This is a genomic window from Sphingobium fluminis (assembly GCF_037723805.1).
Classification (GTDB): Bacteria; Pseudomonadota; Alphaproteobacteria; order Sphingomonadales; family Sphingomonadaceae; genus Sphingobium.
The window spans coordinates 45,672-61,913 of the sequence record NZ_JBBJUK010000005.1; the positions used below are offsets into that span (position 1 = coordinate 45,672).

Sequence of the window (16,242 nt, forward strand, 5' to 3'; positions counted from 1 at the left end):
CCTCAAGCCGGGCTAAGCGGCGTTGCTTTCCAGAAATAGCGATTATAGCCGCGCTGCCGGTCTTTTTCCTTGATGCGGTAGACCATGCGCAGCTTCGCGCCGGTATCGACGCCGTCCTTGCCGATATCGACCATCTCCATCAGCACGCGGGCGCCCGAATCGAACCGGACGAAGCCGACCCACAGCGGCGGCGCGGGATAATAGGACAGCCAGTCGGCGGTGGAGGTCAGGACCTGCGCCTGCTCGTCGCGCAGCGGCAAATCCTCGAACGCGTCGCTCGATGCCTGGCAGTTCACGCAATATTGCAGCTGGGGGAACTGCACGGTGCCGCACTGGCTGCACTTGCCGGCATTGAAACCTTCGAGCTGCGCGGCGGAGCGATATTGTTCGGTGAGCGCGGTCTTGGCGCTCTTTTCCGATCGCATGCCCCATTCGGCGTCGAACCTGTTGTAGAAGGACAGCATGCGCAGATAATTATTGGTCGGCACGGCGTCGGCGATCGACCCGGCGACACCGCGCGCCGGCCGGGCGGCGGCGATCGCGTCGGTCACCTGAAGGACGAGCACGTCCGCACCCTGGCCAAAGCCGATGAGCAGGATGCGCTCGCCCGGCTGCGCCTGTTCCAGCGTCGCCGCCAGCATCAACAGCGCATGGGCAGCGCCGGCATAGCCGACGCCGTCCTCCAGCCCGCTCGCGACCGCGCCTGCGAATTTGAGTTTCCTGGCCACCGCATCCGCAGCGCCCTTGAGGTAGGAGGGCATGACGAAATGCGCGATATCGCCGATGGCGAGCTGCGCATCCGCCAGCGCCGCATTGACGGCGGCGGGTACGATCTTGGCATAGCCCTCGTCGCGGACCCAGCGTTCTTCCCAGACATAGTCGCTGGCGGCATCGGCGGACCGGAAGTGATCGACGAACACGTTGGAAACGCTGGCCGATCCGACCAGCCGGGCCACGACATCCTCGCTCGACACGACAAACGCCGCCGCGCCCGCGCCAAAGCCCATTTCCTGCGCGCTGGCGGGCTTGGCGAATGGATTGTCGGAGGCGATCACGAGGCTGGCCTCATTGCCCCTGAGTGCCTGAAGCAGGGCCGAGGTGCCGGCGCGCTGGGACCCCGCAGCATCTGACGTGGCCACATCGCCACCGGCCCCGACGGCGCGCGCGACGATCGCCGCATTCTGAAGATCGGCATAGGGCAGGTTGGTCGAGGCGAGGCGCACCGAGCGGATGTTGCCGGCGGACCCGCCAAGGGCATCGCGCGCCGCCTCCACCGCCATGGTGATCGCGTCCTCGTCCCAGCTGGTGAAGGCGCGACTGCCCTTGGCCTGACCGCGAAGCGCTGGCGCCATCCACTCATGCGCGGCGGCGATGACCGATCGGTCCAGTCGCAGCCGGGGAACATAGGCGCCAAAGCGCGAAATACCGAGATCCGTCATGTACGTCACCTGATGGAGGCTGGAAAACCAGCAATATCGCGAAACTTCATCGTTCTGAACGCGTGGGAGCATGCTGGACCCGCCCCGCCACGCCACGCCGGGCGCGTCCACGCCCTGCGACCGATATAGTGCGCTATAGTATCTTATGCAAGATACTTATCGTGCGTTCAGTCGTCGCCTCGGGCACGCACGTGTGTCGACACCGCGCGACCATCGCCAGCGGTCGCGCCTGTTCCTGAAAACCGATAGCTTTAGAGCATCGTGCGTGAAATGTGAGCCGTTCGCCCTGAGCGGGGTCGAAGCCTGTCCTGAGCGCCTGCCGCAGGCTGGCAGTCGAAGGGGGCCCTCCTGAGCGGAGGCGAAGCGCACTTCCCCCGGATCAAGTCCGGGGTCAGTGGAAGGCTTCGACTTCGCTCAGCCCGAACGGAGGATATGTGATCTCGATTTTACGCACGATGCGCTGATGAAATCGCCGTTCGCGGAAGCGGAGGACCCGACTCGCCGAACGCAGTTTGCCTATCCCAACATCTTGATGATGGCGGAGAAGTCGCGGCTCCCCTGCCCCGAACTGGCGAACGCCTGATACAGGGCCTCGGCGGCGTTCCCCATCGGCACGCTGGCGTCGACGGATTGCGCCGCCTGTGTCGCAAGCTTGAGATCCTTGAGCATCAGTGCGACCGCGAAGCCGCCCTGATAATCATTGTCGGCGGGCGTGGCCGGGCCGACGCCGGGCAGCGGACAGTAGCTCGTCATCGACCAGCTCTGCCCCGAAGAGACACTGGAAATGTCATAGAAGGTCTGCGGATCGAGGCCGAGCTTCTGCGCCATGGCAAAGGCTTCGCACGTCGCGATCATCGTCGCGCCGAGCAGCATATTGTTGCAGATTTTCGCGCCCTGCCCGGTGCCCGCGCCGCCGGCATGGATCACCGCCTTGCCCATGGCCGACAGGATGGGCCTCGCGCGTTCGAAGGCGGCGTCGCTGCCGCCCACCATGAAGGTGAGCGTGCCGCCCGCCGCCGCCGCGATGCCGCCCGATACCGGCGCATCGACCATGTCGAAGCCCTGCGCGGTGGCGGCCTCGCTGACGCGGCGCGCCGTCGCGACATCGATGGTCGAACAGTCGAGGAACAGGGTGCCCGCCGCCGCCGCGGCAAAGACTTCGTCCGTATAGACCGCCTCGACATGCTTGCCCGCCGGCAGCATCGTTACGACCGCGTGCGCCCCGCTCACCGCCGCCGCCGCGCTGGCGGCTCGCGTACAGCCTGCTGCCTCCGCCCTGGCCAGCGCCTCGTCCGACAAGTCGAAGGCGCGCACCGCATACCCATTTTTAACGAGGTTGGCGGCCATGCCGCCGCCCATATTGCCCAATCCGATGATGGCGACTGATCCGGTCATGGTCTCTCTCCTAATGCGGGCAGTGGGGTCCATTCCTGCTCGGGCGGCAGGGGCGCGAACAGCGACTGGACCAGATCGTCCGTCACCGCTTCCGCCGTGGCTGGGCTCCATTGCGGCGCATTGTCCTTGTCGAAGATCACCGCGCGAACGCCTTCGACGAAATCGGGCCGGCGGATGACGTGATGGGCGATGCGATATTCGTTGCGCATATTGTCGGCGAAATCGGTGAAGATCGCGCCCTCGGCGAGCTGGCGCAGGGCGACCTTCAGCGTCTGCGGCGATTTGGTGGCGAGCAGATCGAGCTGCTTTTGCGCCCAGTCCGAGCCGTCCGCCCGCAGCGCCGCCAAAATATCCTCATAGCGATCGGATGCGAACAACCGGTCGATGTCCCCGCGCAGCGCATCCAGCTTGGCTGGCGGCGGTTGTGTAGACGCGGGGTCGAGGATCGCCGGAAGACGGACCGGGTCAGCGATGATCTGCGCCTTGACGCCTTCCAGCCGCTCGCTTTCGATATAATGCGACGCCATGCCGATAGACAGCGCATCCGCCCCGTCGATCCGCGCGCCCGTCACCGCGAGCCATGCGCCCACGCGCCCCGGAAGCCTCGGCAGGAACCAGCCGCCGCCCACATCGGGGAACAGGCCGATGCCGGTTTCGGGCATGGCGAACATCGTCCGTTCAGTCGCGACGCGGTAGCGCGAGGGCGCGGCGATCCCCACACCGCCGCCCATCGTGATGCCGTCCATGAAGGCGACGATCGGTTTGTCGTAAACGAACAGCAGATGGTTCATCCGATATTCGTGGAAGAAAAACCGCTCGGCCTCGACGCAATCCGCCTTCGCGCTGTTGGCGATCAGCGCGATGTCGCCGCCCGCGCAAAAGCCGCGCGACAGTTTCGGGTCGCCATCCGGCGCCGGCGCATGGTCGATCATCACCGCGAGGACCGCATCGTCGCTGCGCCACGCCAGCAAAGCCTGCGTGATGATCTCCACCATGGCGGGGGTCAGGGCATGGATCGCCCTGGGCCGGTTCAGCCTGATCCGTCCGACCCCGCCTTCGACGGAGATCAGGACGTGCGAGGCCTCCATGTCGCTCATTGCCGCACCAGTTCGCGACCGATGATCATCCGCATCACCTGATTGGTGCCCTCCAGTATCGAATGGACGCGCAGGTCGCGCCAGAAGCGTTCGATCGGATAGTCCATCAGATAGCCGTAGCCGCCATGCAATTGCAGCGCCCGGTCGACCACCGACGATCCGGTGTCGGTCGCCAGCCGCTTGGCCATGGCGGCGAAGCGGGTCTTGTCGGGCGCGTTTTCGGTGACCTTGACGGCGGCGGCATAGAGCAGCGTCCGCGCCGCCTGAAGCTCGGTTTCCATATCGGCCAGCGTGAACTGCGTATTCTGAAAATCGGCAATGGCCTGACCGAATTGCTTGCGGTCTTTGGTATAGCCGATCGCCTCGTCGAGGCAGCGCTGCGCCCCGCCCAGCGAGCAGGCCCCGATATTGAGCCGCCCGCCGTCCAGTCCCATCATCGCGATCCGAAAGCCCTCGCCCTCGCCGCCGACCAGATTTTCGACCGGCACGCGGACGCCATCGAAATTGACCTGCGCGGTCGGCTGCGCATGCCATCCCAGCTTGCGCTCGGGCGCGCCGAAGCTGACGCCCGCCATATCCTTTTCGATCACCAGACAGGAAATGCCCTTGGGGCCTTCCTCGCCGGTGCGGACCATCACGACATAGATGTCATTCTCGCCGCCGCCGGAGATGAACTGCTTCGATCCGGTCACGACATAATGGTCGCCGTCCCGCACCGCTTTGGTCTTGAGCGCGGCCGCATCCGAGCCCGATCCCGCTTCGGTAAGACAATAGCTGCCAAGCCTGTCCATCGCGATCATCGAGGGCAGATATGTGTCCTTCACCACCTGCCCGCCGAAACGGTCGATCATCCAGGCGGCCATATTGTGGATCGAGATGAACGCGCTGGTGGCGGGGCAGCCATAGGCCATGGCTTCCATGATCAGCGCCGATTCCAGCCGTCCAAGGCCGATACCGCCCGATTCTTCGGACACATAGATCGACCCGAAACCCAGTTCTGCCGCCGCTTTGATCGTGTCGCGCGGGAAGATATGCTTTTCGTCCCATTCCGCCGCATGCGGCGTGATCGCGTCGGCCGTAAAGCGTCGCGCAAGGTCCTGGATTTCGCGCTGGTCGTCATTAAGGTCGAACTGGCCGTTCATCTATGCTTTTCCGTTCCGAGTTGAGGTGGCAGGATAATAGTGACCTATCACCCCATGGTCGGAATGACGAAGGCATTACTGCCATCGGCGCTGCCGTCGGGCCAGCGCTGCGTAACGGTCTTGACCTTGGTCCAGAATTTGACGCCTTCCATGCCGTGCTGGTTGGTGTCGCCAAAGGCGGACCGTTTCCAGCCGCCGAACGTATGATAGGCGACCGGCACCGGGATCGGCACGTTGATGCCGACCATGCCGACATCGACGCGCGAGGCGAATTCGCGCGCGGCATGGCCGTTGCGCGTGAAGATTGCGACGCCATTGCCATATTGATGCTGACTGGGCAGCGCGAGCGCCTCTTCAAAACTGTCGGCGCGGACGATTTGGAGCACCGGGCCGAAAATCTCCTCTTTATAGGCTTCCATTGTCGGCTTCACATGATCGAACAGGGTCGGGCCGACGAAAAAGCCCTCCTCATGCCCCTGGAGCGTGAAGCCGCGCCCGTCGATCACCAGTTCCGCGCCTTCCTCGACGCCCTTGCTGATCCATGCCTCGACCTTCGCCTTGTGCGCGGCGGTCACGACCGGGCCATAATGCGCCTCGCTGTCGGTCGAAATGCCGACGCGCAGCGCGTTGATCGCCGGGATCAATTTTTCGCGCAGCGCGATCGCGGTCTTTTCGCCCACCGGCGTCACGACGGGCAGCGCCATGCAGCGTTCGCCGGCAGAGCCGAAGGCCGCGCCGGACAGGTCGTTCACCACCTGATCGAGATCGGCGTCGGGCAGGACGATGCCGTGATTCTTGGCCCCGCCCATCGCCTGCACGCGCTTGCCGGCATCGACGCCACGCCTGTAGACATAATGGGCGATGTCGGAGGAGCCGACGAAGCTGACCGCCTTGATATCGGGATGGTCGAGGATCGCGTCGACCATTTCCTTGTCGCCCTGCACCACCTGCAAAATGCCGTCGGGCAGGCCCGCTTCGCTGAACAGTTCAGCCAGGCGCACCGGCACCGAAGGATCGCGCTCCGACGGCTTGAGGATGAAGGCGTTGCCGGTCGCGATCGCCACGCCCGACATCCACAGCGGAATCATGCCGGGGAAGTTGAACGGCGTGATGCCAGCGCCGATGCCGAGCGGCTGACGAAAGGAATAGACGTCGATGCCCGGCCCTGCGCCCTGCGTATATTCGCCCTTGAGCACATGGGGAATGCCGCAGCAGAATTCGATGACTTCCAGACCGCGCTGAATGTCGCCCCTGGCGTCGGCGATGACCTTGCCATGTTCGGAACTGAGCAGATGCGCCAGTTCGTCCATATGCTTTTCGACCAGCGCCTTGAAGTTGAACATGACGCGGGCGCGGCGCTGGGGGTTGGTGGCGGCCCAGGCGGGCTGCGCCTTCTTGGCGGCGGCGACGGCCAGATCGAGCAAAGCGGCATCGCCCAGCCCGACGCGCGCCTGAACACCGCCATTGTTGGGATCGAACACGTCGCTGAAGCGGCGGGCGGCGGCGGCCGTCACGCCGGTGGCGAGCTTATGACCAATGTCGCGCATGGACCTGCATCCTCTTCCTAAAATAGTCTTGCCGCCCTAGTGATATATTGTGATTGCGCAGGCAATCGGACAAAAATGCAGACCGATGCTGCATTTTTGCAGGATAAGGACGGCTAATGTTCGACTGGGACGACCTTCGCACCTTTCTTGCCGTGGCGCGGGCGGGCAGAATCGCGCCTGCCGCGCGCGCGCTCGGGATCGACGCCACCACGATCGGGCGGCGGCTGGCGCGGCTCAGCCAGTCGCTGGATTCCACCCTGTTCGAAATCGCGGGCGGCGAACGCCGGCTGACCGAGCGCGGACAGAGCCTGCTCCAGCATGCCGAAGCCATCGAAAGCGCGGCGCTGGCGGCGATGGACGATGGCGGCGGCAGCCCCGGCGGCCCGACCGGGCAGGTGAGGCTGTCGGTCGCGGAGGGCTTTGGCACCTGGGTGCTGGCCCCTGCCGTCGCGGAATTCAACATGCAATATCCGGGTATCCAGCTCGATCTGGTCACCGCCTCGGGCTTCCTCAACCCCTCGAAGCGGGAGGCGGACATGGCGGTCATGCTGGCCCGGCCCCAGCGCGGGCGGCTGGTGGTCAAGCGGCTCGGCAATTATCGGCTGCGGCTCTATGCGGCGAAGACCTATCTCGATCGCGCCGGTCGCCCGCGCCATCCCGGCGAACTGCGGAATCATATATTGGTCGGCTATGTGCCCGAGTTCATATTCTCGCCCGAGCTGGATTATCTGGGCGAAGTCGAAGCCGGCCTCAAGGCGCATCTGCGCAGCACCAGCATCAATGTACAGCACCGGATGCTGAGCGAGGGCGCGGGCATCGGCGTGCTGCCCGATTTCATCGGGACCAACGACCCAAGGCTGGTCCCGCTGATGCCCGACGAGGTGGCGATCACGCGCAGCTTCTGGCTCGTCACCCATGCCGACCTCCGCTCGCTTGCCCGCATCGAGGCGCTGGCGGGCTGGCTCGCCGCGAAAGTCGCGTCACTGGGCTATGCCGACCGGGGTTAGCCTTCGCGCAACCGGCTCACATCGCGATTGCCGGCCTCGCGCAGCACCTCCAGCCGGAAGCGATCGATCAGCCAGCCGTCGCCGGTGCGGATCAGGCCATAAGCGATCCGGCCCCATGTTTCGAACAGCGGCGGGTCGAACCCATCGCACAGGTTCCAGCCATAGCGGTTGGCGGTGAATTGCGCCCGATCCCCCGTGACGTGCACCAGCGGGTTGAGGAAACTGTGGCACGCGATCTTCCGGGGCGGGTTGAAGGCCGCGACCTCGGCGACGAAGGCGTCGGCGTCCATCATGCTCGCGCCGTCGCCAGCGACGATGCCGACCTCCACTGCCAGCCGGTCGACGAAAAAGGATCGGAGCGTGGGCCAGTCCTTCCGGTCGACCGACTGGTCCAGCTCGGTCGCCAGTCGAAGGATCGGGGCCTCGTCCGTCTCAGGCAAGGACCGGCGCTCCCGTGCCCCAGCGGATCGCACGGCGCAGCAGTTCGCGATAGGTCGGATTGGCCCAGGGCCCCGGATGAGCGGGCAGTTCGTCGATGAAGGGCCGCAGATCATAGGGTCCGATGCAGTGGCCCGGCGCGAGGAACAACGCCTCGCCCTTGCCCTGCCGATGCAGCAGCGCTTGCGGGCGGGGCAGATCCTCCAGCCACGGCCCTTTGACATAGCCGGGCGCTTCGCCGGTGTAGCGGGAGGATAAAAGCACTTCGCAATCGCCCCGGATTTCCAGGATATAGGGCTCGTCGACCACCGCGAAGGGTTCAAGCCCGCGCACGATCTCATGGTCCGAAACGCTTTCGACGACGATTTCCTGCGGCGCGAGATGCGAGACGAAGCGGCAGCCGAGCAGGTCCATATAGTCGGGCTGCCTGTCGGGCGTGTCTGTCAGCCCCGGCAGCTTGATGCCGCCAATCTCGACCTGTGGCCCCTTGAATTCGATATAGGCCGAGGCCCCATGGATCGCGAGCCAGCGCCCGCCCCGGTCGAGAAAGCGCCGCAACGCCGCCAGCCCGTCCGCATCGGGAAAGATGTTGGTCGTGTAGGCGATGACCATGTCCGCCTGCTCCAGCGCGGCGATGTCGCGCCAGTCGTTGGTGCAGGTCGTGCGGATACGCGGATTTTCGCGCAGCAGCGTCAGCAGTTCCAGCCGCACCAGATCGAAGTCGTGAAAGCCGCCGCCGACGATCAGCAGCACATGGATGACGCGGTTGTCAGCCATCGTCAGGCCTCCGCCAGCTGGTCGACAAAGGCGGTCACAACCACCGGCACACCGTTGAGGATCGTCGTCGCGGACGGCATGTCGAGATCGCTTTCATCGATGATGGAATTGGCATTGACCCCGATCGTCCGGTTCGCGACCCGTTGCCGCGTATCGCCCATGCTATGCCCCCAACCATGCGGCAGGCTGACGACGCCCGGCATGATCTCGTCGCTGACGACTACGGGGGCGATGACTTCGCCGATATGCGTGGCGACCCGCGCCTGCGCGCCGGTAGCGAGCCCCAGCCGCTGGGCGTCGTCGGGATGGACCAGCAGGGTGCAACGGTTCTTGCCCTTCGCCAGCAATTCCACATTATGCATCCACGCATTTTTGGAACGAATGTCCCGCCGCCCGATCATCAACATCCTGTCGGGCTGTTCCATTTCCATGAGGAAGGCTTCGAGCCGGGGCAGGTCGGCGAGCAGCTGCGACGGTGCGAGATCGATCTTCGCGTCGGGCGTCCGCAGCACGGCGGGCACCATGCCGGCGTCGAGCGGTCCGAAGTCCAGCCCGTGCGGATGGGCGCGGACCTTGTCGAGGGTAAGGCCATCGGGCACCCGGCCAAAGGCGTCGCCCATCGGCCCGCCGCGGATCAATATGTCGAACAGCCGGTCCTGCCCCGGCTGGTCACCAATGATCGCGCGCGCTTCGTCGATCGACACGTCCCGGCATTCGGGCCGCCCTCGGGCGATCGCGGTAGCCAGCGTCTCGCGAACATATTCCTCCTCTATGTCGGCGAGGCTGATGCCACGGACGCGCGCGGCGATGCCGCCGAATATCTGCCAGTCATGCGGCGTATCGCCCTCCGGCGCGAAGACGGGCGGCGCCCATTTGATGAATTTATGGATCGTCTCATAGGCGGTGACTGCCGCAAAATCGCTATGTTCGACATAGGAGGGACCGGGAATGATGATGTCGGCATGGCGCGTCGTCTCGTTCACATAAATGTCGAGCGAGAGCATGAAGTCCAGCCCGTCGAACGCGCGTTGCAGCTTGGCCGCATTGGGATTGGACAGGATGATATTGCCCGCCTGCGTTACCAGCCCGCGCACCTGCCCGTCGCCCGGCTCGAGCATCTCGTCGGCGAGCGCGGCGCAGGGCAGCATGCCGATCGCTTCGGGCAGCCGGTTGACGCGCGAATGCCAGCGTCCCACCGGGAACACGCCTTCGGGCGTGCAATCATCCTCCCACAATGTCCCCATGGGGATGCCGCCGCCCGAAAAGAGATTGCCCCCTTCCCGGTCGATATTGCCGGTGATGGCATTGAGTGCATCGATCAGCCACGAGGTCAGGGTGCCGAACCGCTGCGTGCAGGTGCCGGTGCGGCCATAGATCGCCGCGCCATCGGCCGCCGCGAACGCGCGCGCGATGCGGCGGATGGTTTGCGCGGGGACGCCGGTGATCTTCGCCACCCGCTCGGCCGGATAATGGCTCGCCGCCTCGACCAGCGCATCGAGATTTTTGACATGGGGGGCGAGATGACGAAGCGCGATCAGGCCTTCCTTTGCCAATATATCGACCATCGCGAACAACAGATAGGCGTCGGTGCCGGGGCGCACCGCGACATAGTCGTCGGCGATCTGCGCCGTTTCGGTGCGGCGCGGGTCGATGACGACCACCCGCCCGCCGCGCTTGCGGATATCCTCCAGCCGCCGCTTCATGCCCGGCGCGACCATCATGCTGCCCTGGCTGACGACCGGGTTGTTACCGATCACGATCAGATAGTCGACGCGGTCGAGGTCGGCGAGCGGCTGGATTGTCGGCCCGCCGAACATATAGGATGCGCTGACATATTTGGGAATCTGGTCGAGCGTTCCGGGCGTATAGAATTGGTTGGTCTGGAGCGCGCGGATCAGCAACGGGCCATAGAGCAGGAAGGGCGGCTTGTGACCCGACGGATTGCCCAGATAATAGGCGATGCTGTTTGGTCCATGTTTTTTCAGCAGCCCCCGCAGACGGTCGGCGGACTCGTCCATCGCTTCGTCCCAGCCGATTTCCTCCCAGTCCGCGCCGCGACGGCGTACCGGACGACGCAGCCGGTCCGGGTCGGCGTGCAGTTGCGTCAGACCATAGGATTTGGGGCAGATGAAGCCCCGGCTGAACGGATCGTCCGGGTCGCCGCGCACGTCCAGGATCGTTCTGCTGCCATGATCCGCCGTCACGCGGATACCGCAGGCCGCCTCGCAAAAGGGACAGGATCTGTGATGCAGGCGGACATCGTCCCCGATCATGGCGCTCTGTGTCATCTCATCCTCCCCAAGCCTACAGCCCCAGCAATCCGTAACTGTCATGATCGAGCGCCGCCGTCGCCGCGCGAACGGCATTGGCGGTGTTGATCGCCTCCGGCTGCCACACGCCGCTATTGTTGAGCCATGTCACGACCGGGTAGAAAGCGGCGCAGCGATAGAAGAACCAGGCCTCCTCGAACGACGGCACATCGGCGGCGCCATAGGCTTTGAGGCGGGTGAGATAGTGCGACAACAGGGCCCGCTCCCACGTCCGCCGGTCGGCGATATCGAGCGCACAGAGCATGAAATAGGCAATGCCGATCGGCCAGTGCTCGGGCCGCGCGACCCAGTCGATAAGGCCCGGCTGGCCCGAAGCCGTGACATAGAGATTGCCCAGATGCTCGTCGCCGTGGATCACCGTCATCGCCGTTTGCGGCAACAGCGCCCACAGGCGGCCCCAGGCGTCCCGCGCCTTGTCCAGATTCTGGAAGCGCGCAGGCATCGCCCGGCCACGGGGCAGTTCGACATAGCTTTGCCAATGGTCGGGCGCGAAAAATGTCGGAAAATAGACATCGTTCACCAGCCGCCGGTTTTCATGCGCCAGCGACCCCGGCCCCATCGCGCCGCCTTCGCCGAACATCGCATGGTTCCACGCGCTGGCATGCATGCGGGCAAAGGCGTTCATGAACGCCATCGCCTGTCCCAGCGACAGCGTATGAAAGGCATGGAAGAAGGTCGCGCCCAGCGGCGTCAGATCCTCCATCAGGATCGCCGAAGCATCCTGCGTGATGTCGATATGGTGCCATTGCGGCCCGGCGGGCGCGGCGACCAGCGGGGCGACGTCGCGGAACGATCGCAGCTCGTTCGCCATCGCCCAGGCGGAGCCGGTCGACGGATCATTCTCCCCCGGAAAATTGCCCTTGACGATGAAGCTGCCCGGCTTGTCCTCGCCACCCGCCGCATAATCCACGGTGATGCGGAATTTATTCTGCTTGTAGCCGAACACAGGGCCGCGCTCGACCCGCGACACGGCCACGTCCGGCCAGCGGTTGCGCAGCGCCGCCGTCACCCAGCCCGCATCGACATCGGCATAGTGCAGGGGCACGGTCGTCGCGTCGGGCATTACTCTCTCCTTGTCGCGTCTATAGCGCAGTCGCTATTTGTATGGCAGCATATGATACGCAAACAAAGGGCTTTGGAAAATGAGAACAGCGATTTTCGTCGCGGCCGGACAACCCCTCGTCATCGAGGATCGACCGGTGCCCGTCCCCGGCCCCCACCGCGCACTGATCCGGGTACATCGGTGCGGCATTTGCGGGTCGGACCTGCACATGACCAGCGGCAGCGCGTTCGATGTCGCCTGCGGCACCGCGCTCGGCCATGAATATGCGGGCGAAGTGGTGGAGGTCGGCCCCGGCGTCGACACGATCGCGGTCGGCGACCGGGTGACGGCGCTGCCCATGGCGGGATGCGGCCAATGCGCCGCCTGTATCGCGGACATGCCGCTCCATTGCGTCGCGCTCGAATCGATGGCGGGCGGCTATGGCGAATATACGCTGATCGACGCGCGGCGCGCGATCCGCCTGCCGCAGGCGCTGACATTCGAGGACGGCGCGCTGGTCGAGCCGCTCGCATCGGCGCTGCGGGGGGTGCGACGGCTGCAAGGTCTGGGGCCGCAAATGCGCATCGCGGTGCTGGGGGCCGGCGCGATCGGGGCGTCGGCAGCCTGGTGGGCGCGGCGGCTGAACGCCGGGCCGATCGCGATGATCGCACGGACGGCGCGCAATCAGGACCTCGCCGCCGCGATGGGTGCGGACGCGTTCCTGACGGTAGGCGACGATCTGCCCGAGCAACTGGACAAGGCGCTGGGCGGGGCCCCCGACGTGGTGATCGAGGCGGCGGGATCGGCCGGGGCGATCCAGCAGTCGATCAATCTCGTCCGCAATGGCGGCACCGTGTTGACGCTCGGCGGCTGCATCCGCCCCGACTCGATCATGCCCGCCATCGCGATGTACAAGGACATCACGCTGCAATTCAGCGTCGCCTATGGCCTCGCCGATTTCATGCAGTGCGTCGCGACGCTCGATTCGGGCGCGGTCGAACCGCGCGCGCTGGTGGGCGAGACGATCCCCCTCGCCGCGCTGCCCGACACGTTCGAGGCGCTGCGCCAGGGGTCGCATGCGGCCAAGATCATGGTCGACCCCTGGGCCGATTAGGACGGATCGCTACCGGCCGCCATCATGTCCCGGATGGGCTTTAAAAACCCCGCCATCATCGAGTGGCCGACATGGCCGAGCTTCAATTCGTCCAGCCGCCCGGTTTCGAACTTGTTGGTGGTCAGCTGGCTTGCCGTCAGGTTGCGCACATGGCCCCATATCTGGAAGAAGCGCACCCGCTCTTCCGACAGGTCCGGGCCGCCCGCCGCGCGATAGGCCGTCATGAAATCGCCCCAGTCGAGCGATCCGCCCACCGTGTTGCGGACATAGCCGACATCGTCGGCGGGATCGCCGATATGGGCGAACTCCCAGTCCACGACGGCGCTCAGCCGTCCCTCGTCCACGATGAAATTATGAAAGCCGATGTCGCCATGCAGCAGCACGGCGCGGCCGGGCGCGTCGGGCACATGATCCAGCAGCCAGCCATAAAGCGCCAGAACCGCGGGCGAGGGCATCACCATTTCCGCCAGATAGAGGTCGCGGATCGACGCGATGTAGCGGCGGCTGACTTCCTGCAAGGGCAGGTCCCAAAGTTCCGTCGATATGCCGTTGGTCAGGTCGCCCAGCTCGCGCATCGCCGGCAACTGGTGCAGCCGGGCGACGCTGCCAGCCAGCAGGTCGATCAAAGCGCCGTCCACCGCGCCCGACGCGCCATGGACATTGCCGCCCGATTCGCCCGGTGCCCGCGCCATGATCAGGAAGTCGCCGCCCGGCAGCAGCTTATGGTCGGTATCGACCCACAAGGCTTCAGGTGCGGGAAAGCCCTTGTCCCATGCGGCGCGGATCACCGGAAATTCGGCGCTCACCCGATGACAGTCATTGTCCATCGTCGGTTCGTCGCGATCACGCCGCATGACGAATGCGCCGGCGAGCGCCTGCCCCTCGACCTCGAACAATGTCGTTTCCTTGCCATAGCCGCCGGGCAACGGGCGAAAGGCGGTGACGCGGATGCTGTCGTCGGCGAAGCGGTCGACCAGATAGCGCTCCAGCCGTGGGCCAGTGACGGAGATGTCGACCGCGTCGCCCTTCGGCAGCAGGCCGCCGCACAGCTCGGCGATGCGGGTCAGTTCGGCATCGGCGGTATCGAACACGATCCGCGTGCGCTCGGCCGCCGGGATGCGGGGATCGGCGGCGAGTGTCTGGACCAGCAGGGACCAGTCGCGCATCGCGCGTTGCTGGAACAGCTCGGCATCCTCGCTGTCGGCGGGCGCCTCCGCCAAGGTGGCGCGCAGGGTCTCGATCGCCGCGAACAGGTCGGGTGCGACGCCCCTGAGCGCCAGTCGTTCCATCAGATCCGACAATTGGGCCGCAAGCCGGTCGCGCCATCCGGTAAAAAGGCGGTCGGCATAAACGTCCCGTGATTCCAAAATTTTGAGCGATGCCTGAATGGCTTCCTCATCGGAGGCATAGGTGGGGGTTTCGCCGTAGAGGGTTGTCGCCGTCCGGTTGAGCGAACGCAGCAGACGGGCGGAAATGGACATTGCACTATTCTCCGAATTTCTCATCACCATTCGGCCGGCACGGACTTTCGTTCGCGCGAGCGACCGACTGGCTATCAGCGCATTTTGCGAAAAACACGAACCGGCAGGTCGCTGAGCGCGTGGAAGGCGAAGACAGGATCATAGCGGATATCCTCGACCGGCACCGCCAGTTCCACCCGCTCCAGATCCTGCGTCCATCGGCGCACCGCAGCAGTCAGTTCGGCGCGCGCCAGGAAGCTGCCGACGCAATGGTGGATGCCCATGCCGAAGGTGATGTGGCCGCGCTTGTTCTTGCGATCCATGTCGAACGCCATCGGGTCCTCGAACGTCGCTTCATCCTGCCCGGCCGACGCCCACATGACGAACAGGCTCGATCCCCTGGGCAGATCGACGCCATGCATCTGCGTATCCTTCATCACCGTGCGCGGCGTCGTGACGGCGGGCGCGTGGACGCGCAGCACCTCCTCGACGAAATCCGGGATTCGCTCGGGGTCGGCCGCGATCACCGCCCAGATATCGGGCCGGGTGGCGAGCACGAACATGGCGGACGACAGCGCGTTACGGGTCGTCTCATTGCCCGCGATGATAAGGACATGGACCATCGACAGGCGCTCTTCCATCGTCAGCGGCCTGCCGTCGATTTCCGCATTGGCGATCGCGCTCGTCAGATTATCTTCCGGCGCGCGTTGCAGCCGCTCGATCATCTGCGCGAAATATTTATAGCCCTTGACGATGGTTTTCGTCGCCTCCAGCGCGCGAGGCAGCGGATGCACCGGGTCCACCAGATGGGTGAACTCGTCGGAATAGAATTTTAGGAAGGCCGCATCCTCATAAGGCATGCCCAGAATCAGGCAGATCACCTCCAGCGGCAGCGGCACGGAAAAGGCATCGACGAAATTGACCCGCTCGCCATCGGGCAGCGCCGTCATCAGCCGGTCGATGATGGCACCGATCTCCGGCTCCATTGCGATCACTTTTTTGCGGTTTAGCGACTGCTCGACGATGCCGCGATAGGCGAGCGATACCGGCGGGTCGGTCGCCTGCAGGGTCTGCACGACCTTATGACCCGCCTCCTTGAAGATGTCGGCGATCTCCGGGTCGAACTCGCCCCAGCGCCATACCGACGGCACCGGATGGCTGGAAAAGGTCTCGGTGTCGCGGGCGATCGCCTCGATATCCTTTTTGCGGGTGGCGATGAACACGGGCGAAGGGCCCGGCAGGGCCAGGCGAAAGATCGGTGCTTCCCGACGCATCAGCGCATAGCCTTCCGCCGGCGCGGACAGATGATCCGGCTCGAACGGGTTGAAACTGCTTTTATCGTCGATTCGCATCGCACTCTCCGCATGTCGCGCCGTTTTAGGCTGCATACATACGATATGCCTAATCACGATATGGGGCAAGCCGTGGCTTGCATCTCGGCAGAAAACAACGGT

13 protein-coding genes are annotated in these 16,242 nt (G+C 64.9%); 2 read left to right on the top strand and 11 right to left on the bottom strand.

Annotated features, from left to right (window positions below; translation table 11 throughout):
* Positions 1–2: 2 nt before the first annotated feature.
* From WG907_RS13775 to WG907_RS13795, 5 genes are all read right to left on the bottom strand, one after another.
* A complete protein-coding gene (locus tag WG907_RS13775) occupies positions 3–1,439 on the bottom strand; it encodes a 3-oxoacyl-[acyl-carrier-protein] synthase III C-terminal domain-containing protein (protein ID WP_340233636.1) in 1,437 nt (478 codons plus the stop codon).
* Between the two features lie 516 nt (positions 1,440–1,955).
* Positions 1,956–2,834: a 3-hydroxyisobutyrate dehydrogenase gene (mmsB, locus tag WG907_RS13780; protein WP_340233638.1), complete on the bottom strand. Its 879-nt coding sequence runs from the start codon at positions 2,832–2,834 to the stop codon at positions 1,956–1,958.
* On the bottom strand, positions 2,831–3,931 hold the full coding sequence (locus WG907_RS13785) for an enoyl-CoA hydratase/isomerase family protein (protein WP_340233640.1): 1,101 nt from the start codon (positions 3,929–3,931) through the stop codon (positions 2,831–2,833). Before WG907_RS13785 ends, mmsB begins: the two co-directional genes overlap by 4 nt.
* Positions 3,928–5,073 (bottom strand): acyl-CoA dehydrogenase family protein, encoded by a 1,146-nt coding sequence (locus WG907_RS13790; RefSeq protein ID WP_340233642.1) that lies wholly within the window; start codon positions 5,071–5,073, stop codon positions 3,928–3,930. Before WG907_RS13790 ends, WG907_RS13785 begins: the two co-directional genes overlap by 4 nt.
* A gap of 47 nt (positions 5,074–5,120) precedes the next feature.
* Positions 5,121–6,620 (bottom strand): CoA-acylating methylmalonate-semialdehyde dehydrogenase, encoded by a 1,500-nt coding sequence (locus WG907_RS13795; protein ID WP_340233644.1) that lies wholly within the window; start codon positions 6,618–6,620, stop codon positions 5,121–5,123.
* 116 nt (positions 6,621–6,736) lie between these two features.
* On the opposite strand from WG907_RS13795, the gene WG907_RS13800 reads away from it, so the two are divergent.
* A complete protein-coding gene (locus tag WG907_RS13800; RefSeq protein ID WP_340233645.1) occupies positions 6,737–7,627 on the top strand; it encodes a LysR family transcriptional regulator in 891 nt (296 codons plus the stop codon).
* Here the strand turns inward: WG907_RS13800 and WG907_RS13805 are convergent.
* Genes WG907_RS13805 through WG907_RS13820 form a run of 4 tightly spaced genes read right to left on the bottom strand, consistent with a single transcriptional unit; the run spans position 7,624 to position 12,235 of the window.
* Complete coding sequence (locus WG907_RS13805; RefSeq protein ID WP_340233646.1) at positions 7,624–8,067, bottom strand: nuclear transport factor 2 family protein; 444 nt, start codon at positions 8,065–8,067, stop codon at positions 7,624–7,626. The genes WG907_RS13800 and WG907_RS13805 overlap by 4 nt on opposite strands.
* The gene (locus tag WG907_RS13810; RefSeq protein WP_340233648.1) at positions 8,060–8,842 is read right to left on the bottom strand and encodes a ThuA domain-containing protein; all 783 of its coding nucleotides are present in this window, start codon (positions 8,840–8,842) and stop codon (positions 8,060–8,062) included. Before WG907_RS13810 ends, WG907_RS13805 begins: the two co-directional genes overlap by 8 nt.
* 2 nt (positions 8,843–8,844) lie before the next feature.
* A complete protein-coding gene (locus tag WG907_RS13815; RefSeq protein ID WP_340233650.1) occupies positions 8,845–11,130 on the bottom strand; it encodes a molybdopterin-dependent oxidoreductase in 2,286 nt (761 codons plus the stop codon).
* A 16-nt stretch (positions 11,131–11,146) separates the two neighbouring features.
* Positions 11,147–12,235: a phosphotransferase gene (locus WG907_RS13820; RefSeq protein WP_340233652.1), complete on the bottom strand. Its 1,089-nt coding sequence runs from the start codon at positions 12,233–12,235 to the stop codon at positions 11,147–11,149.
* 79 nt (positions 12,236–12,314) lie between these two features.
* Here WG907_RS13820 and WG907_RS13825 point away from each other — a divergent pair, with 79 nt between their 5' ends.
* Positions 12,315–13,328 carry an alcohol dehydrogenase catalytic domain-containing protein gene (locus tag WG907_RS13825; RefSeq protein WP_340233654.1) on the top strand — a complete coding sequence of 338 codons (1,014 nt, stop codon included), beginning with the start codon at positions 12,315–12,317 and terminating at the stop codon, positions 13,326–13,328.
* On the opposite strand, the gene WG907_RS13830 is transcribed toward WG907_RS13825, so the two are convergent.
* Both WG907_RS13830 and WG907_RS13835 read right to left on the bottom strand, forming a co-directional pair.
* Positions 13,325–14,809 (bottom strand): phosphotransferase family protein, encoded by a 1,485-nt coding sequence (locus WG907_RS13830; protein ID WP_340233656.1) that lies wholly within the window; start codon positions 14,807–14,809, stop codon positions 13,325–13,327. The two genes, WG907_RS13825 and WG907_RS13830, sit on opposite strands and share 4 nt — an antisense overlap.
* 74 nt (positions 14,810–14,883) lie before the next feature.
* On the bottom strand, positions 14,884–16,140 hold the full coding sequence (locus WG907_RS13835; RefSeq protein WP_340233658.1) for a cytochrome P450: 1,257 nt from the start codon (positions 16,138–16,140) through the stop codon (positions 14,884–14,886).
* Positions 16,141–16,242 lie beyond the last annotated feature (102 nt).